Genomic DNA, 18,906 nt, shown 5'->3' with positions numbered 1-18,906 from the left:
CCCTTACTGCCCCCGAAACCGGGCCACGGCCCCCGCAGGATCGCCACTCCAGAACGGACGGATGGCGGCGAAACCGGCCAGGCGGGGGTGCTGGAGCGGGCGGGCATTCAGGGGGTCCACGCCACCCAGGGCGAGGATCCGCGGTCCCGAGCCGGGCAGGCCATCGAGAAAGCGGTGCAGGCGCTGCGGCCCCCAGGGGGCGGTCTTGCCGGGGGTGGCGAAGATGGGTGCGACCAGCAGCTGCTCCACGACGCTGCGGCCTGCCCACTGCTCCTCCCCGTGGAGGGGGCGGGAAAGGGGCACGAGGCCGGGTCCGACCTCCGGGTGGGCCTCGGGCGCGTGGAGTCCGCAGCCGACGGCCAGGGCCACATCCAGGCGGCCGCCGATCCAGAGTTCCACTCCCGGTGCGGTGTCCTGGCACCAGCGGGCCGCCTCCAGGAGCGCGCGGGCGGAAAGCCCCTTCTCCCGGATCAGGAAGGCATCCACGCCGCTGGTGAGCACACCCCGCCAGGCCTGGGGATCGAAGCCGATGCCCTGCGTGATGGCCAGGAGGATCATCCGAAGAGGCTTTCCAGGGCGATGGGGTCGAGTTTCGGCAGGGCCATGACCGCCACGTTCTCGGTCACGTGGGCCGCGCGGCCCATGCCGCAGAGGGCGGTGGTCACGCCCGGGCAGGAGCGGGTGAACTGCAGGGCGGCCTGGGCCGGCGTCTGCAGTCCGAGCGCCTCGGCGAACCCATCCGGCAGCTGGCGGAGGATCCTCGCCTGCATGATGGAGGCGGAGGTCTGCACGGACAGACCGGCGGCCCGCGCGGCACCCAGGGCGGTCATGGCCTTGCCGTCGAGCATCTGGGTCGGGGCGAGGTAGGCCTCGGGCATGGCGAGGTTGAGGGGCAGCTGGATCCAGCGGAAGTGGTGGTCCAGGCCCCCGGCCGATGAGGCGGCGGCCAGCAGCCGGGCCAGGCTCAGGTGTCCGTCCTGGCCGGGTGGAAGGCGGAATCCATTCCAGGTGGCCACGCCGTAGGCGCGGATCTTCCCGGACTGCACGAAGCCCTCGCAGGCCTCGAAGGCCTTTTCGACGGCGGCGTAGAAGGCGTCTGGGCCCAGGTGGGCCAGCTGCTGCTCGGGGTTGTGGAGATGGAACAGGTCCACCGTTTCGAGGCCCAGGGCCTGCCGGCTGATCTCCAGCTGGTGGGCCAGGTACCGGGGCGTCATGGCGTGGCAGCCGTCGACCAGGTCGTCAGGGGAGAGGATGCCGGGCGCTTCGAACACGCGATGGAACCAGGCACGGGGGCCCTCGTCCGGATCGGTGGTCTCAGGCATGGGGATGTAGCCGGCCTTGGTCGAGACGAAGAAATCGCCCCTGGGGATGCCCCGGAAAGCCGCGCCCAGGGCCCGTTCCGAGCGGCCGCCGCGATAGTTCGCGGCCGTGTCGAAGACGGTGCCTCCTGCGGCGAAGAAGGCTCCCGCGGCCTCGGTGTAGGCCGCGTCGGCGGTCTCCGTGGAGGGGCCGAGGTAGGTGCCGAGGCCGAGGCTGCTCAGTTCCATGGGGCGCCTCCAGGTTGGGGTGAAAGCTAAAGCGGCGGGCTTTGCCCGCCCCTTTAGCGGGGGCCCGGGGGTGTTCTCGTCAGCGAGGAACCCCCAGACAGCATCAACTATCCAACTCTTCCTTGACCCCGCTGGTGCCCATGGTGATCAGCCGATCAGCCGCGCGACGGGCCCATTCCGTGCCGGGATAGCTTTCCACCAGTTTCTGGTAGTAGCTCTTGGCTTCAGCGCGATAGCCCTTGATCTGAACTTCACTGAAGGACACGAAATCCTTGTTGTACTGTTCAACTTGCTCTCGGGTGAATTCCTTGAAATCCGCCTTCTCGCGCTTGGCGAGATAGTCCTTGTTGAACTGGACAACGTCCGTCTCTACGAGGAGGCGCTGGCGCATGGCCTCGCCCAGGTAGAAGTAGGCCCGTTCACGGTCCACGTAGTCGGGGTAGGTCTCCAGCAGGTTCTTGAGGCGGCGTTCGGCACCGGGGTAGAAATAGGTGTTCACGTAGAACACGCCGACGATCAGCTCATGCTCGGCGATGCGGCGCCAGCACTGGAGGATCTTCGCCCGGGTCTCGCCGGCATAGGGACTGCCCGGGGACTCTGCGATCAGCTGCTGGAAGCCGGTCAGGGCCTTGCGGGTCTCCGTCTGATCGCGCTCGGCGCTCTCGATGGAGGAGAAGTGGCACAGGGCCTGGTGGTACATGGCATAGTCCCGCAGCTCGTGCCGGGGGAAGTAGTTCAGGAAGCTGGCGTACTCGACCTCGGCCTCGGGGTAGCTGGGGCTGGGTTGGAAGAAGAAGCTGTCCCCCAGCATGAGCTTGGCCTTGGGGAACTCGGCCGAGCCCGGCAGGTACTGCTCCAGGTGGCGCAGGGTCGTGCGGGCCTCGTTGAATTTGCCCTGCTTCAGCTGCTTGTCGGCGGTGGCCAGCAGCTCTGTGGCCGTGACGCCCTTGTCGACGACGGCTTTCGGCTTCTTGCAGCCCAGGCCCAGGCCGGCCAGGACGGCCACCAGGGTGAGGGCGGTGAGGATGCGCTTCATGCGGACTCCGGAGACAGCACTTCAGACATGGCGGGACGGGACGATGGGTTCCAGGCCCGGTGCAACGATTCGAGCCAGGGTTCGGCCAGGGCCTGGGCCTGGGCCCGGAGCCGGTCGTGGAAGACTTCGTGGAAGAAGCCGGGCAGCCGGTGCCGTTCGAGGAGTTCGGGCCGGACGGCGGACCAGAGCGCCTCGGAAGCGTCCGGGTCCACCACCGTATCCGTACCGGATTCCAGCAGGAGCATGGGGCGATCCAGCTCGTGGCCCAGGGGCAGGATCTCGGCCCGGCCCTCGTCCAGGGCGGCGCCGAAGGCGGCCGTGGCCCAGCGGTGGCAGAGGGGGTCGGCCTCGTAGCGCTGGACGAGGACGGGGTCGGAGCAGACTCGGCTCTTGTCGCCGTGCAGCAGGACGGGGCGGTGGGGCATGAACCAGCGCAGGAGGCGCGCCATGATCACGAGCAGCCTCGAGTTGGATTTCACCGCCACGGCGGGGCTGGACAGGATCAGGCCGTCCAGTGTGTCTGCATGCCAGAGCAGTGTGAGCAGGGCGATGAGTCCGCCGAAGCTGTGCCCCAGGACCACCTGGGGACAGACGGGCAGGGGCGGCATCGGGACGCCGTCCACCACCCGGGCCGTCGCGCCCATGCGCTCGGCGTCGTGGCGGCGCTCCTGCCGGAGGAAGAGGGCGAAGTCGTCCACGAAGGCCCGGATGCCCACCGCGTCCCCCCGGATGCCCCCGGAACGCCCGAAGCCCCGGAAGTCCATGCTGGAGACGGACCAGCCGAGGCCGGACAGCCAGTGGGCCGTGTGCCGGTACCGTTCGCCGTGCTCACCATAGCCGTGGGCGATCACCACCCGGCCCTTGGGCTCGGGGTGCTCCCACCGGGCCCAGGCCAGGGGGATGCCCCCATGGCCGGCCAGGACCCCACGGACGGTGGGCTCCAGGTCGGCGGGGATCACGGGGATGAATCCAGACATCCAACCAGAATAGCGTGGGGACGGGACAACTCCGGTTGCCTTAAACTCAAAGGTTCCCCGGAGCCGGGGCCGGAGAGGCGGACGATGGATTTCGAGACCCTGGTGCGGGCCAAGAACGAGCTGGAACCCCGCGTCCAGCAGTTGGTCGCCCACCTGGACCCCGAACGCAAGGCCCTGGAGTTGGAACAGATCGAGGAACGGACCGCGGCGCCCGGCTTCTGGGACGACCCCGATGCTGCCAAGCCCCTCCTCCAGAAGCGGGGCACCATCACCAACGACATCGCCCTCGCCAAGCGCCTCTCCACCGGGATCGAGGACCTGGAGACCGGTCTGGAGTTGGCCCGGGAGGATTCGGGCATGCTCGCCGAGACCGAGGGGGTCGAGGCCGATCTCCGGAAGGCCGTCGAGGATGCCGAGCTGCGGATGATGCTCAGCGGGGAGCTGGACAACAACCACGCCATCGTGGCCATCGCCCCGGGCGCAGGCGGCACCGAGAGCCAGGACTGGGCGGCGATGCTGCTGCGCATGTACCTGCGCTTCTGCGAGTCCAAGGGCTGGGCCACGGAGATGATCGACTACCAGGATGGGGAGGAGGCCGGCATCAAGGGCGCCACTTTCATCGTGGACGCCCCCTTCTCCTATGGGTATCTCCGGGCCGAGGCCGGCGTGCACCGCCTGGTGCGCATCAGCCCCTTCGATTCCGCCAAGCGCCGCCACACCAGCTTCGCGGCCGTGTACGTGAGCCCCGAGCTGGATGACACCATCAACGTGGACATCCCCGAGAAGGACCTGAAGATCGACGTGTTCCGCGCCAGCGGCGCCGGCGGCCAGCACGTGAACCGCACCGAGTCCGCCGTGCGCTTCACCCACCTGCCCACGGGCATCGTGGTGTCCTGCCAGAACGAGCGCAGCCAGATCAAGAACCGGGCGACGGCCCTCAAGGTGCTGCAGGGCCGGTTGTACGAACTGGAACAGCGGAAGTTCCTGGACAAGGTGGCCGCCGCCAGCGGCGACAAGGCCGACGTGGCCTGGGGCAGCCAGATCCGCAGCTACGTGCTCCAGCCCTACCAGATGGTGAAGGACCACCGCACTGGCGCAGAGACCAGCCAGACCCAGAAGGTGCTGGACGGCGACATCGATGTGTTCATCCGCACCCAGCTGCTGGCCAAGAGTCTCAAGGCGGAGGGTTAGGGTCTGTTTTCAAAGTGGATGCGAGCCGCGACGCCGTACAGCCGCGCTCATGGCAAGGCGGAGGCCGAAGGGCGATGCGGGACATCGTTCGAGGCCGCCAACGCAGCCAGGGGTGCGGCTGGGCGACGTCCCGGAGGGCAAGGGGCGGCGCCCGGCGCGATGCTGCGTCAAGCTCCTTGCCGATAGTGCCGCTATCGCCTTCGTCGCTTTCCTTGCCTCGCTTGGGCGGCACCCCTTGCGCGGCCACACCCCACCTTGAAAACAGACCCTAGCTACTTCAGGGCCCGGAACAGGTTGCTGAAGTCGTCGCGCCAGAGCAGTGATGCCCCTGGCAGGCGTCTCACGTCCTCGTTGCCCTTGAAGGCGGGCCGGTCGAAGAAGGACCCGTCCTGCGTGATCAGCACCCAGGTGGAGCCGTAGCTGCCCTCCTCCTCGTCCGATTCGGTGTCCACGACCCGGGCGTGCTTGCCGAAGGCATCCACGGCCGCCCGCACCACGGGCTGGAGGGCGAGGTACTTGTTCGAGACATGCACCGCCAGCACCCCGTCGGGCTTCAGGTTCCGGAAGTACAGGGCGAAGGCCTCGCGGGTCAGGAGGTGTACCGGGATGGAATCGCTGGAGAAGGCGTCGATGGCCAGCAGGTCGTAGCCCTGGGGCGCCTCGCCTTCCAGGCTCAGGCGGGCGTCGCCCAGCACAACCTCCGTGCGGGCCCGGCTCTGGCCCAGGTAGGTGAAGTACCGCCGGGCGAAGGGCTCCACCAGCGGATTGATCTCGTAGAAGCGGAAGTGGTCGCCGGGGCGGCCGTAGGCCGCGAGGCTGCCGGCGCCCAGGCCCACCAGGCCCAGCTTCCGGGGGGCCTCAGGCAGGCTGGCGATGGCCAGCCCCACGCCGGAGTCCAGGCTGTAGTAGGTGGCGGGTCGGCCGGCCTTCCGGGGATCGAGGAACTGGCCGCCGTGCGTGATGGTGCCGTGGGCCAGGGTGCGCCAGGACTGGGCCGGATCATCGTAGACCGCCAGGGTGCCGTAGAAGTTCCGGCCCCGGGCCACCAGGACCTGCTCGGCGCTTTGGTCCAGGTGGAGCGCCTGGAGGCCGAGCCCCAGGGCCAGCAGACCGAAGGCTCCGGCGAGGACCGGCTGCCAGCGGTGCCGGGGACCGACCTCCCAGGCCAGGGACAGGCCGGCCACGGCGAGCGCGGCCGCCAGGCCCAGGGGCAGCTCCAGGTAGGTGGTGAAGACCCGGGGTGCCACCCACGCCACGAAGACCCCGCCCAGGGCCCCGCCGAGGCTCAGGCGGAGGTAGAACCCCGTCAGGAACCGGGGATGGGGCCGCCGCCGGGCCAGCTCGCCGTGGGCCATCATGCACGCGACGAAGAGGCCGGTGCTGAAGAGGACCACCTGGCCGCGCACGGAACCCAGCCACTGCGCGGCCCGGCTCAGGACCTCGAACCGGTAGTCCAGCCAGCGGAAGTCCGGATGGAGCGACAGCGCCATGAGGGGCAGCAGGACCGGGGTCAGGCCCAGGAAGAGGCCGCGTCGGTACCAGCGGGTCCCATCGAAGCAGAGGATGAAGCTCAGCAGGTAGAGCCCCAGGGGCAGTACCCACAGGAAGGGGATGGGGGCCACGTTGGTGCTGAGGTGGGTGGTGACGGCCATCAGCAGGGCGGAGGGCACCGCGGCGAAGGCGATCCAGAGCGCTTTCATCCCCGCCCCCGGTCGCTCCGCGGGGTTGGGATCGTACGGAAGGGCCGGGACTTCGCGGGCCACCCGGCGTGCCAGGGTGAGGACCAGCGTGCCGAACAGGATGAATCCCGCCGACCAGGCCCAGGACTGGGCCCGCAGGGGAAGGTAGGGCTCCACGAGCAGCGGGTAGGAGAAGAGAGCCACCATGGAGGCCAGGTTGGACAGGGCGAAGAGGCGGTAGGGGACCTGGCCCCGGCGGGCCACCCAGGCCTGCACCAGGGGCCCGGTGGTGGAGAGCAGCAGGTAGGGCAGGCCCACGGTCAGCGTCAGCAGGCCCAGGAGACGCCCCAGGGGCTCCGCGCCGCCAGAGGGCTGGAAGAAGGGATGCAACCGCAGGGGCAAGGTGAGCATGGCCGCCACCAGCAGACCGCCATGCAGCAGCAGCTGGCCCCGGTGGGAGAGGTGATGGGTCACCACGTGGGCATACAGGTAGCCCAGCAGCAGCAGGGTCTGGAAGAAGAGCAGGCAGGTGGTCCAGACGCCGGCGCTGCCCCCGAACCACGGCAGGACGAGCTTCCCCACCATCGGCTGCACTTGGAAGAGCAGGAAGGCACTCAGGAAGATCGTCAGGGCGGGCAGGCGGAGCGAGCCTTCCGCCGGGGGCCCGCCCGGAGTGTCCACGCTCACTCGGCCTTGGCGGCGAGGTCCTTGGCCTTCTGGATCTGCTCATCCTTGGGCAGGCGGAAGATCCAGCGTCCCGTGATGCGATCCCAGAGGTCGAAGCAGCAGAGCCAGTTCAGGAGGCCGGCCACCATCACGTAGGTGGCCCCGTACTCCTGGGTGAGGGTCCGCACGGGCTCCGTGCCGGCTCCACCGAAGGCCGCCGCAAAGGCGCCATAGAGGGGGCCGATGCCCAGGGTGCCCAGGGCGCCCAGGGTGGGCAGCCAGGAACCCTGCACGGGCACGAAGATGCCACCCTTCACGCCGGCCACGGCGCCGAACTGCATCTGGAGTGCGCCGAGCACGCAGAAGAGCACCCACACGCCGAAGAAGACCTTGGCCCGGCCCTTCTCGCCGATCAGCCAGTAGCCGCCCCCGGGCACCAGCCACTGGACGAGCAGGGGCTTCCAGGCGGCCTTGATGGCCTTCTGGCGGCGGAGGGGCATGGGCAGCTTCAGGGCGGGCGTGGGCTCGGACATGGCTTCAGGTTACCTCAGTCGCGGCCCGGGTTCAGATCCGCCCCATGGTCTTGCCGGCGCAGCGCAGGTCGTGGCAGGCGCGGATGACGCGGTCGGCCATGCTCTGCTCGGCCTTCTTCATGTAGGGGCGGGGATCGTAGGTCTTCTTGTTGCCCACCTCGCCGTCCACCTTGAGCACGCCATCGTAGTTCTTGAACATGTGGTCGGCGATGGCGCGGGTGAAGGCGTACTGGGTGTCCGTGTCGATGTTCATCTTGATGACGCCGTAGTCCAGCGTCTCGTGGATCTCATCGAGGCTGGAGCCCGAGCCGCCGTGGAACACCAGCAGGGAGTTCGCGCCGCCACAGGCCTTGGCGATGGCCGCCTGGCCGTCCCGCAGGATGGTGGGCTTCAGCACGACGTTGCCCGGCTTGTAGACGCCGTGCACGTTGCCGAAGGTGGCGGCCAGCATGTAGCGGCCGAGGGGCGCCAGGGCCGAGTGGGTGGCCACCATGTCCTCGGGCGTGGTGTAGAGCTTGTCCTTGCCCACGCCGCTGGTGTCATGACCGTCCTCCTCGCCGCCCACGACGCCGATCTCCACTTCGAGGATGAGCTCACTGGCGGCGCAGCGCTTCAGCAGCTCCGAGGAGCGGGCGATGTTGTCGGCCAGGCCCAGTTCCGACCCATCGAACATGTGGGCGTTGAACAGGTTCGGGCGGCCCACGGCCCGGCGGGCCTCGGTTTCCGCGATGAGGGGCAGCACGAAGCCTTCGAGGTACTTGGGGTGGCAGTGGTCCGTGTGCAGGGCCACGTTCACCTCGTAGTGCTGGGCCATGTAGTGCACGTAATCAGCAAGCGCGATGGCGCCCTTGGCCATGTCCTTCACGCCCAGGCCGCTGATGAACTCGGCACCCCCCGTGGACACCTGGACAATGCCATCGGCGCCGGCGGTCTTGAGGCCCAGCAGCACCGCATTGGCCGTCTCGGTCGAAGTGACGTTGAAGGCGGGGTAGGCGAACTTCTCCTGCTTCGCCTTCTCGAGCATCTTGGCGTATTGGGCGGGGTTGACGACGGGCATGGAAGCCTCCGGGTCTGTACCCTTCCAACCTACCAATGCAGGAGGGTCTTGCAAAAAGGAACTTTCGGAGGCTCTGGCCCGGGGCCTCGGGGAAAGCACCAAGGGGCCAGAGCGGGCCCCTTGGTGGTGGCTGGCGCCCGACCGGGCGCTGGCCCTCTGCGGCGTCATTCCGCCGAGAGCTTCACCTGCTTGAGGATGTGGGTGGGGCCGAAGGTGTCGTTGAAACCCCGGGCCGTGAGGGTGACCTTCCCGCTGCGGTGGATCGCCACCGTGGCCCAGGCGTAGGTGCGGTCGGTGGCCGGATTCAGGGTCACCTCGCCGGGCTTGGCATCGAAGGGCGATCCGCCGGATCCGACGATCACCTGCCAGGCGGCCCCCCTGGGCTGCATCAGGTTGAATTCATGCTCGTGACCGCAGAAGTAGGTGGCGTGGTACTGCTCGATGACATTCCAGAAGGCATCGCGAGAGGCAGGAAGCTTGTCGAGTCCTGAGATGCCGGGATTCGCCGGGGTGTTGGTCCCGAAGTAATAGGTGTAGGCGGGCTTGTGGCCGAAAGCGAAGAAGTGCCTGGCGCCCCGGGCTGCGGCCGCGCCGAAGTCGGTCGCCAGCCAGCCGGCGGGGGCGACGTTGTCCTTGCCCACGGGGTCGGTGTTGACCACGGCGAAGTGGACGTCGCCCACGTCGAAGCTGTAGGACAGCTGGCTCTGGTCGGTGGCCAGGCCGTCGTAGACGCCGTTGTTCTGGACATTGACGTTCGTGGCCTCGGTGCCCACGATGGCCTTGAACCGGGCGGTGTCGATGATCAGGTCGCCCATGTTGGCGCGCCAGGCGTTCTCGTTCTCGATCTGGGCCTTCTTGCCCAGCGGCTTCGACTGGACTTCGTGGTTGCCCGCCACCGGAACCACGTAGGTGCCGGCTTCCATCAGGGGGGCCACCATGCCGCGCCAGAAGGCGTACTGGCGGTAGAAGGCCATGAGATCCGAACCCACGACGTCCACGACGCTGTTGCTGGGGGCCGGACCCGCCAGCCCGTAGCCCATGATCATGTCGCCGTTGAAGAACAGCAGGCTGGATCTCTCATCCTCAATGGACCGCATGATCCGGGACCAGGCCTTGCTGTTCTGCAGCCAGATCTTGTCCTGGGCGGAGAGAGGACCGGTGGTGGGATCGAAGGCCACCGGATCCTGGCGGGAGTCCCCCACGGTCGAGAACTTCAACACCACGGGGTCACGGTCTTCGGATTCATTCCCGTGGGCGGCGGCGACGGCCACCGACGAGACGATCAGGGCGACCGCGAAGTGGCCGAGGACGCGACGAAGGTTCGAAGGCATGCAGGTTCTCCTGTGGCGAGCGTTGCAACTGTTGAAAAGGTGGAGCCTGGCCAATATCAGGAGTTTGCAGGCTAGGCCGGATCCAGGAATGGTTGTTCAAACACAAGACTAGTCGCTGCCAGGTGACTCCTCGTAAAGTCCTCGGTACATCCAGGCCAAGTCTCTGTGCCGGGGTCGCCTCTCATCGCGAGCCGGAGAGCCAAAAGAAAAGCCGCCGGAGGCGGCTTTTCTTGAGTTCGTTGGGTCTGACTAGTCGGTGGCGAAAGGTAACAGTGCGAAGGCCGCCCGAGGGCGGCCTTCAACGTTCGTCAGGGACGAAAGAAAGACTAGTCGGTGGCGAAAGGCAGCAGCGCGATGTTGCGGGCGCGCTTGATGGCTTCCACCAGCTCGCGCTGGTGGACGGCACAGACGCCGCTGGTGCGGCGGGGCAGGACCTTGCCGCGCTCGGGGGTGAAGGCCTGGAGGGTCTTCACGTCCTTGTAGTCGATCATGAGGGACTTCTCGACGCAGAACTTGCAGAACTTGGCGCGTCGTCCCCCAAAAGCCTTCTTCTTCTTGGGCTTGCCCTTCTTGGCATCGGCGCGGCGCTTCATCCCATCACCTCTTCAGCGGAACGTTCCTTGATCCCGGCCTGGGCCTTGCGCTTGGCTTCGCGCTCGATGCGCTGCTTGGTGCGGCCTGCGGCCTTCTCGGCCACGTCCATGCGCACGCTCAGGTACTTGATCACGGCGTCATTGTTGCGGAAGCGGCGCTCGAGCTCGTGGATGAGGTCGGGGCCGGCGTTCATTTCGAAGAGCGTGTAGTAGCCCTCGCTGAACTTCTGGACTTCGTAGGCCAGCTTCTTGCGGCCCCACTTGTCGGTCTTGAGCAGTTCGCCACCCTGCTCGGCAATGATCCCCTCGTACTGCTTGACGAGCTCATCGCTCTGCTCGTCCGTCAGCGTGGGGGAGGCGATGAAGATGGTCTCGTAGCGACGCATCTGTCCTCCTTGTGGATGTGAAGCCCCCTTTTGGATTCCAGGGAGCAAGAGAGGTGCCGACTCCCATCGGCGGAGCCGATGGGGAACACGGTCCGGGGGACCGTGTGTCAGGCGGATACGCCCTCCAGCGGAGGACGCGAAGGGACAGTTTCGCGCGAAAAGGCAGGAAGATCAACGGAAAGTCCGGGGTCAGCCGCTCCAGAACTCGGCCGGGTTCACCTGATTGGCCAGGGTGCCCAGGTCCCCGGCGCCGGCCAGCAGGTCCAGGAAGCGGGCGAAGGGCTTGTCCAGACCGTCGATGCGCTCCCATTCGGAGTCGGTCCAGTGGCCCAGCACCCAGTCCACCAGGGGGCGCTCGAAGGGGCCGATGCCCAGGCGGAGGCGGGCGATCTCCGTGGTGTCCAGGCATCCGAAGACCGAGCGCAGGCCATTGTGGCCGCCATCCGAGCCGTCCAGGCGGAACCGGCCTGTGCCCAGGGGCAGGTCCTTGTCGTCGTAGAGCAGCACCAGGCGGCGGGGGTAGATGCCGGCGGCGGCGGCCTGGAGGCAGGCCTCGCCCGACAGGTTCATGTAGGTGCTGGGGACCAGGGCCTGAAGCCCGTCGGTGAGCGGGTAGAGCGTGCCCGAGGGGAACCGCTTCGCGGGAATAGGAGCGAGACCCCGGTCTGCCAGCCAGCGCTGCAGGAGCAGACGACCGAGGTTGTGCCGGGTGTCTTGATATTCAGGCCCGGGATTGCCGAGGGGCACGAGGGTCCACATAGAAGCCTTTATACAACGCGGGCGCCGAGAGGCGCCCGCGCAGGACTGAATGACCGTTGGAACTACTTCTTGTCGTCCTTCTTGCCCTTCTTGGCCACTTCGGGCTCGGTGGCGGCAGCCGGGGTGGCGAGTTCCTCCTCGGCTGCCTTGCCGTGGACGGAGCAGACCACCTGGTGGGCATCGCCGGTGATGACGACGTTGGGGGCGAGGACCAGCTGCTCGAAGCGGACGCTGTCACCCACGTTGAGGTTAGTGATGTCGACATCGATGTGGGCCGGGATGAGGCTGGGCAGGCATTCGACCTCGATCTCGCGGTGGGCGAAGTCGAGCACGCCGCCCTGGCCCTTCACGCCGATGGAGGTGCCGAGCAGGCGCACGGGCACCTTGACGCGGACCTTGAGGGTCATGTCCACGCGCATGAAGTCGACGTGGCGGAGACGGCCGGTGATGGGGTCGCGCTGCAGGTCCTTGATGATGACGTGGCGCTTGATGTCCGTGCCCTCACGCTGGAGGAACATCACGGAGTTCATGCCGGTGTCGCTGGCCAGCACGCGGGCCACGGCCTTGGGGCTGATGGCGATGGCGACGGGGGGCTCGGTGAGACCGTAGACGACGGCGGGGATCATGCCGCTCTGCTTCAGCTCACGGATGGCGGCCTTGCCGAAGGTTTCGCGCTTGGGGACGATCAGGACTTCCTGGGACATTCATTCCTCCTACCTGGCAGCCAGACGCTGCCCTCTCGTTGGGGTGGGTCCGGGCGGACCGGTCGGACGCTCCCGATGGAGGGCCGAACCACCAATCCTGCCCGAAAACCCCAGGAAAACCAAGGATGTTCTTCGATCCGGGCGTTCCATCGGCTGTACCATCAGTCTGTTACACGCAGGCGCTAAGCTCCCGACCCAGAGGTCCAGCCGTGTTCCACCCCATCCCCCGCCCCGAGGAACTGCTCAACCGCGAGCTGAGCTGGCTGGATTTCAATGCCCGGGTGATGGAAGAGGCCGAGGATTCCACCGTGCCCCTGCTGGAGCGGGTGAAGTTCCTCAGCATCGTGTCCAGCAACTGGGACGAGTTCTTCATGGTGCGGGTGGCGGGCATTTGGCGGCAGATCGATGCCGGCATCACCCAGCCCGGACCGGATGGTCTGACGCCCCGCCAGCTGCTGGAGCGCGTCTCCTCCCGCATCCACGCCTACTCCGCCCGGCAGCACGAGCTCTTCCACGCCATCCTCGAGCCCCAGCTGGAGGCGGCGGGCATCCGCGTCCTCGACCCGGCCCACCTGGATGAGGCCCAGGGCGCCTTCGTCCTGGACTACTTCGAGCGCAGCCTGCTGCCCCTGATCACACCCCTGGCCGTGGACACGGGCCACCCCTTCCCCCGCCTGGGCAACCGGGCCCTGGTGCTGGTGGTGGAGCTGGAGCCGGACGAGGACCTGCTGGACGGGGACCTGCCCGCCTCCGAGCTCTCCTTCATCCACGTGCCCACGGGCCTGGCCTCGCGCTTCCTCCGGGTGCCTTCGAACCCCGGCTCCCACGCCTTCGTCATGCTCGAGGACGTGGTTCGGCACCACCTGTCGCGGCTCTTCCTCGGCTACACCGTGAAGAGCTGCCACGCCATCCGCGTCACCCGCGATTCGGACCTGCCGGTGGAGGAAGATCCCTCCGAGGACCTGCTGAAGACCGTGGAGGAGGGACTCCGCGACCGGCGTCGCGGCGCGGTGGTCCGCCTCCAGTACGAGCACGGCCTGTCCACGCCGGTGCTGGATCTGCTCATCGAGGAGATGGAGCTGAGCCCCGAGGACCTCTACCCCTGCTCGGGCCTCACGGCCTTCTCGGACCTGATGCAGCTCTACGGGCAGCTGGACCTGCCCCACCTCAAGGACATGCCCCTGCCGCCCCTGCCCGTGCCCCAGCTGGACCAGGCCGGCAACATCTTCGATGCCATCTCCAAGAACGACATCCTGCTGAACCATCCCTACCAGAGCTTCGACGACAGCGTCGTGCGGTTCGTGCGGGAGGCAGCAGAGGATCCGAAGGTCCTTGCCATCAAGATGACCCTCTACCGCGTGACGGCCAACAGCCCGGTGGCGGCGGCCCTGGAGCGCGCCGCCGAGCGGGGCAAGCAGGTGGCGGCCATCGTGGAGCTGCGGGCCCGCTTCGACGAGGCCGCCAACATCGCCTGGGCCCGGCGCCTGGAGAAGACGGGCGTCCACGTGGTCTACGGCCTGCCCAACCACAAGATCCACTGCAAGGCCTGCCTCGTGGTGCGGCAGGAGGCCGGCGGCATCAAGCGCTACTGCCACCTGGGCACCGGCAACTACAACGAGCGCACCAGCCGGCTCTATTCGGACATCGGGCTGCTCACGGCTCGGCCCGAGTTCGGCGAGGATCTGTCGAACCTCTTCAACATGCTCACGGGCTACACACGGCCGCCCCGGTTCCATCGGATCCTGCTGGCGCCCCAGCACCTGAAGAAGGCCCTGAAGGCGCGCATCCAGCGGGAGATCGACCACGCCCGCGCCGGCCGGACCGCCCGCATGGTCCTCAAGATGAACGCCCTGGTGGACCCCCAGCTCATCCAGATGCTCTACGAGGCCAGCCGCGAGGGCGTGAAGGTGGACCTGATCGTGCGCGGCACCTGCTGCCTGCGCCCCGGCGTGCCGGGGCTGTCGGAGAACATCCGTGCCCTGTCCATCCTGGACCGCTTCCTGGAGCACGCGCGGATCTACCATTTCGCCAACGACGGCGAGCCCGAGACCCTGCTCTCCAGCGCCGACCTCATGCCCCGGAACCTGGACCGCCGCGTGGAGCTGGCCTTCCCCCTGGTGAACCCGCTGCTCGCGGCCCAGGTCATGGAGATGGTCGAGCTGCAGCTGCACGACACGCTCAAGGGGCGCGTGCTCGGGCCCCAGGGCGAGGTGCTGCACCGCGGCCTGGATCCCCAGGATCCGCCGCTGCGGAGCCAGCTGCGGATCTACGAGCACACCCTTCTCGCCAGCGGCGTGGGGGCCCTCACCCAGAAGCTGGGACCGCTGGATCCGGACATCTGAGCGGGCCGGTACAAGCAGAGGGCGGGCCCGTGGGCCCGCCCTCTGCTTTATTGCAACCCCTGGAGGTTCACGGCATCTCGAGCAGGTCCACCTTCTTCAGGTCGCCCGCAGGCGTGTACTTGAGCCGGTCCTCGCCCTTCCACTTGGTGAACTCGCCGGCACCGAAGGCGGCCTCGACGGGGCCGATCTTCCCGTGCCCCTTCCAGAAGCCCATCTGGATCTCGGTCTTGAAGTAGTAGGTCTTCCCGGCCTCGACCGTGAAGGCGAACTCGTCCTTCTTCTCGTCGGCGTGCATCTTGTGCTCACCAGGCGCGACCTTGACGATGAAGTAGGTACCGTTGTTCAGGTCGCCGATCTCGACGCCGTCCAGGAAGATGCTGTGATGCAGGGCGGACCCGGCGAACTTCTTCTCGCGATAGCAGACCAGGCGGGCGACCGCGGCGGCCTCGGCCGGCTTGGGGGCCTCAGCGGGCTTGGCCTCGGTGGGGGGCACGGCCACGGGTGGCGGGGTGGCCTCAGGCGCCTGGGCCGGCTTCTCACCGGCCGGGGCAGGCGCAGGGGCAGGAGCGGGAGCGGGAATAGGCGCGGGAGCAGGCGCAGGCGCGGGTTCCGGCGTGGGGGTGGGCTTGGGCTCCTGGGCGAAGCAGGAACCGGCCAGGAGCAACCCGGCCAGGTGCGTGCGCAGGGAACGGGATGAGAACAGGGAGGACATGGCGTCGACCTTTCTGACAGCGGGCGCCTGGCGGCGCCGGGGGGAGTGTCACGGGGGCCCTGATTGCAGATCCACGGGTCGGCTGCTCGGGGCCTCCGCATTCTGCCACCAGCGTTGGGGTGAAACCACCGCAAGAAGACGCGGCAATGGAGCGCAGGTGTGGGCCGATGGTCAGACCGGGCGTTCCCCGACTTCGCGCGGCCAGGCGCGCAATCCAGACGGGCCGGGCCTCCGGGCTTGGCTGTTCAGACTTCCAACCGGGCCGTGTCAAACTGGTGGGCTGGAGACACGCATGACGAAAATCAGCCGCGCCGCCCTCTTTGAAGCCCTCAATGCCTACGTGGTTCCCGGGACGAATGCCACCCTCACCACGCTGAAGGCCGTGAAGGGCATCGATGTCACCGAGGGCAAGGTCACGGTGCTGCTGCAGCTCATGGAGGCCTACCAGGATCGCGTGCAGGTCATCAAGCAGGCCCTGGAGGAGCTGATCCTCAATCAGCCCGGCGTGGCCTCGGCGGAGATCGAGATCGGCTGGGAGAAGACCGCCCAGGTGGAGTTCAAGAACCTCATCCCCGGCATCAAGCGCTGCGTGGTGGTGGGCTCGGGCAAGGGCGGCGTGGGCAAGAGCACCGTCACCGTGAACCTGGCCGTGGCCATGGCGCAGCAGGGCCTCAAGGTGGGACTTCTCGACTCCGACATCTACGGCCCCTCCATCCCCATGATGCTGGGGCTGAAGGATTCACCGCTGGGAACTCCCGACGGCCAGATCCTGCCCCTGGAGAAGTTCGGCATCAAGGTCATGTCCATGGGCGTGCTCATCGAGGAGGACCGCCCCGTCATCTGGCGCGGCGCCATGCTCAACAAGGCCCTCCAGCAGTTCCTGAAGGACGTGGCCTGGGGCGACCTGGACGTGCTCCTCATCGACCTGCCGCCGGGCACCGGTGACGTGCAGCTCACGCTGATCCAGAACGCCCAGGTGGATGGCGCGGTCATCGTCAGCACGCCCCAGGATGTCGCCTTCCTCGATGCCAAGAAGGCCATCGGCATGTTCGGGACGGTGAAGGTGCCCATCCTCGGCATCATCGAGAACATGAGCAGCTTCCTCTGCCCCGGCTGTGGCAAGGAGACCCAGATCTTCGGCCACGGCGGCGTCAAGGCCGCGGCCCAGCGCATGGAGCTGCCCTTCCTGGGCGAGGTGCCCATCGACCTGTCCATCCGCGAGGGCGGCGACAGCGGCCAGCCCCTGGTGGCGGCCCATCCGGACAGCCCCCAGACCAGGGTCTTCCAGGGCATGGCGGAAAGCCTGCGCGGTCTTCTCAAGCTCTGATCATTTGACGGGGCCGAAGGCCTCCACCCGCAGGGGGCGCCACACGGTGAGCAGGGCGGGGGCTCCATCCTGGAGCGGTAGGAGGGAGCCGGGCCCCAGACGGAAGGCGTCCTCGGGCATGGCCACGCTGCGGCCGTCGGGCAGGATCAGGAAGAGGAAGCCGACGAAGCTGAACTGCCCGCGCAGGAGGTGCACGCGGGCCACCAGCTGCGTGCCCGCGGGCAGGAGGATGGTCCTGCCATTTTTCGCGAGGAGCGGAAGGACGATCTCGATGCGGATCTGGGTCCGGCCCGGGTCGGAGAGCGGCACCACCAGGTCGCCCTTGACCCGGGCGCTGACCTGGGTCCCCGCAGCCACCGGGAAGGTCTGGCCATTCTCGGCCAGGCGGATGTCGGCCATGGCGGTGGGCGGGTTGGTGACGGTCGGCAGCAGCATGACGTACCGCGGTGGGGGCTCCTCCAAGCCGCTGGCGAGCAGAGCCACCTGAAGCAGGACGGCGAGCATGGAACCCCTAGTTGAGCTTGCCGACGCTCATGTGCGCGAAGTCGCCGGGCACGGCCACGGCACCGAAGCTGGACACGCCGGCCTGGCCTTCCTTCGACAGCACGAAGCGGAGGAATTCCCTCACGGTGGGATCCAGGGCCTTGCCCGGGGCCTTGTTCACGTAGATATAGAGGAAGCGGGTCAGGGGGTAGGTCCCCTTCTGGATGGTCTCCAGCGTGGGCTCGATGAACCGGTCCGACTTGAAGGAGGCCACGGGCACGCCCTTCACCATGCGGTTGGCGTACTGGAGGGGGCCGTAGCTGATGCCGCCGCCATCCACGGCCGGGGCCTCCACCACGGCGAACTGGTCCAGGAGGGCCTTCACGGTGGGCTTGAAGTCGCCCTTCTTCAGCGCGTGCTCCTTGAAGAAGGCGCGGGTGCCCGAATTCTCGTCCCGCCCGTAGGCCTGGATGTCCCGCTGCTTCCAGTCGCCGTTCAGGCCCAGGTCGCCCCAGGTGAGCAGGTCGTTCTTCGCGCCGCCTTTGCGCGTGGTGGAGAAGATCGCGTCGATCTCCTCCATGCGCAGCTGCCGGATGGGGTTGTTGGCATTGACGTAGACCACCAGGGCATCCACGGCCACGGGGATGCGGGTCGGGGCGTAGCCGAACTTGGCCTGGAAGGCCGCCTGCTCCTGCTCGTTCATCTCGCGGCTCATGTGGCCCATGAGGGCGTTGCCGTCGATGAGGGCCTTCGGGGCGGTGCCCGACCCCTTGCAGATGAAGAGGGTGCTGACGCGGGGATGGAACTTCTTGAAGTCGTCCCCCCAGAGCGCCATCAGGGGTTCCATGGAGTCCGAGCCGATGCTCTTCAACTCCCCGGATACCGGGCGTTCTGCGGTATAGGCCGGGAGCGCCACCTCCCTGACCGGCGCGGCAGCGGGCGCCGGAGCCGGTTTCGCCGGCGCCTCCTCTGGGACCTGGCAGGCCAGACCCAGGACCAGAAGGGCAGCGGGAAAGAGCGTGCGCAGGGACATGGGTGATCCTCCGGTCCTGATTGGCTCATGGGGGCGTGAAGCCGCCGTGAAGCAGGGGGTCCATCGGTGTGACCTCCCTTCCGGAGGGGGCCGCGGCTATCCTGGGCCATGGCCAAGCCGCAGATCCCCGAGACCCTGGCGCCGGATCTCCTGGACCGGTTGCGCGCGCGCTTTCATCCCTGGCCGCTCATCAGCGGCTGGGGACTGACCATCGAGTCGGTGGATCCGGGCCGGGCCGTGATGGTCCTGACCCCGACCAAGACGGTGATCAACGGGGCCCGGGGCACGGTGAATGGCGGCGTGCTGGCCACCGTGGCCGACATGGTCAGCGCCCTGGCCCTCAGCACCGCCTTCGATGGCGCCATGCCCTTCGCCACGTCGGACCTGCACGTGCGCTACCTGGAGCCAGCGAAGGGGGAGGTGCGGGCCGAGGGCAAGGTCATCCGCTTCTCGGGCCGGGGGGCCATTCTCGAGTGCCGCCTCACCTGCGGCGACCACCTGGTGACGCTGGCCACGGCGAACTTCGCCATCCGGCAGGGGATCGGCTGAG

The 18,906-nt window shown here is 67.8% G+C and carries 19 protein-coding genes; 4 read left to right on the top strand and 15 right to left on the bottom strand.

Annotated features, from left to right (window positions below; translation table 11 throughout):
• Positions 1-3: 3 nt before the first annotated feature.
• The 4 genes from QOZ81_RS15055 to QOZ81_RS15040 form a co-directional block, all read right to left on the bottom strand.
• Positions 4-558, bottom strand: a complete 555-nt coding sequence (locus QOZ81_RS15055; RefSeq protein WP_291204441.1) for a thiamine phosphate synthase — start codon at positions 556-558, stop codon at positions 4-6.
• Positions 555-1,547, bottom strand: coding sequence for an aldo/keto reductase (locus QOZ81_RS15050; RefSeq protein WP_291204444.1), 993 nt, complete (start codon positions 1,545-1,547; stop codon positions 555-557). Before QOZ81_RS15050 ends, QOZ81_RS15055 begins: the two co-directional genes overlap by 4 nt.
• Before the next feature lie 103 nt (positions 1,548-1,650).
• The gene (bamD, locus tag QOZ81_RS15045) at positions 1,651-2,583 is read right to left on the bottom strand and encodes an outer membrane protein assembly factor BamD (protein ID WP_291204447.1); all 933 of its coding nucleotides are present in this window, start codon (positions 2,581-2,583) and stop codon (positions 1,651-1,653) included.
• The gene (locus tag QOZ81_RS15040) at positions 2,580-3,560 is read right to left on the bottom strand and encodes an alpha/beta hydrolase (protein WP_291204450.1); all 981 of its coding nucleotides are present in this window, start codon (positions 3,558-3,560) and stop codon (positions 2,580-2,582) included. The genes bamD and QOZ81_RS15040 overlap by 4 nt, the downstream gene beginning before the upstream one ends.
• Positions 3,561-3,644: 84 nt before the next feature.
• Between QOZ81_RS15040 and prfB the strand changes: the two genes are divergently transcribed.
• Complete coding sequence (gene prfB / locus QOZ81_RS15035; RefSeq protein ID WP_291204453.1) at positions 3,645-4,751, top strand: peptide chain release factor 2; 1,107 nt, start codon at positions 3,645-3,647, stop codon at positions 4,749-4,751.
• A gap of 272 nt (positions 4,752-5,023) precedes the next feature.
• Here the strand turns inward: prfB and QOZ81_RS15030 are convergent, their stop codons facing one another.
• From QOZ81_RS15030 to QOZ81_RS14995, 8 genes are all read right to left on the bottom strand, one after another.
• Positions 5,024-7,111, bottom strand: coding sequence for a spermidine synthase (locus QOZ81_RS15030; protein ID WP_291204456.1), 2,088 nt, complete (start codon positions 7,109-7,111; stop codon positions 5,024-5,026).
• 2 nt (positions 7,112-7,113) lie between these two features.
• Positions 7,114-7,629 (bottom strand): DUF6677 family protein, encoded by a 516-nt coding sequence (locus QOZ81_RS15025; protein ID WP_291204459.1) that lies wholly within the window; start codon positions 7,627-7,629, stop codon positions 7,114-7,116.
• A gap of 31 nt (positions 7,630-7,660) precedes the next feature.
• Complete coding sequence (gene fbaA, locus QOZ81_RS15020) at positions 7,661-8,686, bottom strand: class II fructose-bisphosphate aldolase (RefSeq protein ID WP_291204462.1); 1,026 nt, start codon at positions 8,684-8,686, stop codon at positions 7,661-7,663.
• Positions 8,687-8,850: 164 nt separating this feature from the next.
• Complete coding sequence (locus QOZ81_RS15015; RefSeq protein ID WP_291204465.1) at positions 8,851-10,017, bottom strand: metallophosphoesterase family protein; 1,167 nt, start codon at positions 10,015-10,017, stop codon at positions 8,851-8,853.
• 326 nt (positions 10,018-10,343) lie between these two features.
• Entirely contained in the window at positions 10,344-10,610 is a 267-nt protein-coding gene (rpsR, locus tag QOZ81_RS15010; RefSeq protein ID WP_291204468.1) for a 30S ribosomal protein S18, read from the bottom strand.
• Complete coding sequence (rpsF, locus tag QOZ81_RS15005; RefSeq protein WP_291204472.1) at positions 10,607-10,996, bottom strand: 30S ribosomal protein S6; 390 nt, start codon at positions 10,994-10,996, stop codon at positions 10,607-10,609. The genes rpsR and rpsF overlap by 4 nt, the downstream gene beginning before the upstream one ends.
• A 189-nt stretch (positions 10,997-11,185) precedes the next feature.
• Entirely contained in the window at positions 11,186-11,755 is a 570-nt protein-coding gene (gene pth, locus QOZ81_RS15000; protein WP_291204475.1) for an aminoacyl-tRNA hydrolase, read from the bottom strand.
• A 62-nt stretch (positions 11,756-11,817) separates the two neighbouring features.
• Positions 11,818-12,459, bottom strand: coding sequence for a 50S ribosomal protein L25 (locus tag QOZ81_RS14995; protein WP_291204478.1), 642 nt, complete (start codon positions 12,457-12,459; stop codon positions 11,818-11,820).
• A 209-nt stretch (positions 12,460-12,668) separates the two neighbouring features.
• Here QOZ81_RS14995 and ppk1 point away from each other — a divergent pair, with 209 nt between their 5' ends.
• Positions 12,669-14,801 carry a polyphosphate kinase 1 gene (gene ppk1 / locus QOZ81_RS14990; RefSeq protein WP_291204480.1) on the top strand — a complete coding sequence of 711 codons (2,133 nt, stop codon included), beginning with the start codon at positions 12,669-12,671 and terminating at the stop codon, positions 14,799-14,801.
• 67 nt (positions 14,802-14,868) lie between these two features.
• Here the strand turns inward: ppk1 and QOZ81_RS14985 are convergent, their stop codons facing one another.
• The gene (locus tag QOZ81_RS14985) at positions 14,869-15,513 is read right to left on the bottom strand and encodes a DUF2846 domain-containing protein (protein WP_291204482.1); all 645 of its coding nucleotides are present in this window, start codon (positions 15,511-15,513) and stop codon (positions 14,869-14,871) included.
• 292 nt (positions 15,514-15,805) lie between these two features.
• Between QOZ81_RS14985 and QOZ81_RS14980 the strand changes: the two genes are divergently transcribed.
• Positions 15,806-16,840, top strand: a complete 1,035-nt coding sequence (locus tag QOZ81_RS14980; protein ID WP_291204485.1) for an Mrp/NBP35 family ATP-binding protein — start codon at positions 15,806-15,808, stop codon at positions 16,838-16,840.
• Here the strand turns inward: QOZ81_RS14980 and QOZ81_RS14975 are convergent, their stop codons facing one another.
• Both QOZ81_RS14975 and QOZ81_RS14970 read right to left on the bottom strand, forming a co-directional pair.
• Positions 16,841-17,344, bottom strand: a complete 504-nt coding sequence (locus QOZ81_RS14975) for a hypothetical protein (RefSeq protein WP_291204488.1) — start codon at positions 17,342-17,344, stop codon at positions 16,841-16,843.
• Positions 17,345-17,351: 7 nt separating this feature from the next.
• A complete protein-coding gene (locus QOZ81_RS14970; protein WP_291204491.1) occupies positions 17,352-18,356 on the bottom strand; it encodes a PstS family phosphate ABC transporter substrate-binding protein in 1,005 nt (334 codons plus the stop codon).
• 108 nt (positions 18,357-18,464) lie between these two features.
• Between QOZ81_RS14970 and QOZ81_RS14965 the strand changes: the two genes are divergently transcribed.
• Positions 18,465-18,905 carry a PaaI family thioesterase gene (locus QOZ81_RS14965; RefSeq protein WP_291204494.1) on the top strand — a complete coding sequence of 147 codons (441 nt, stop codon included), beginning with the start codon at positions 18,465-18,467 and terminating at the stop codon, positions 18,903-18,905.
• The last annotated feature ends 1 nt before the right edge of the window (position 18,906 follow it).

It is taken from the genome of Geothrix sp. (assembly GCF_030219325.1).
In the GTDB taxonomy this organism is placed as follows: domain Bacteria; phylum Acidobacteriota; class Holophagae; order Holophagales; family Holophagaceae; genus Geothrix.
Note: the sequence above shows the minus strand (reverse complement) of the source record. Positions and strands in the feature narration are given on the sequence as shown.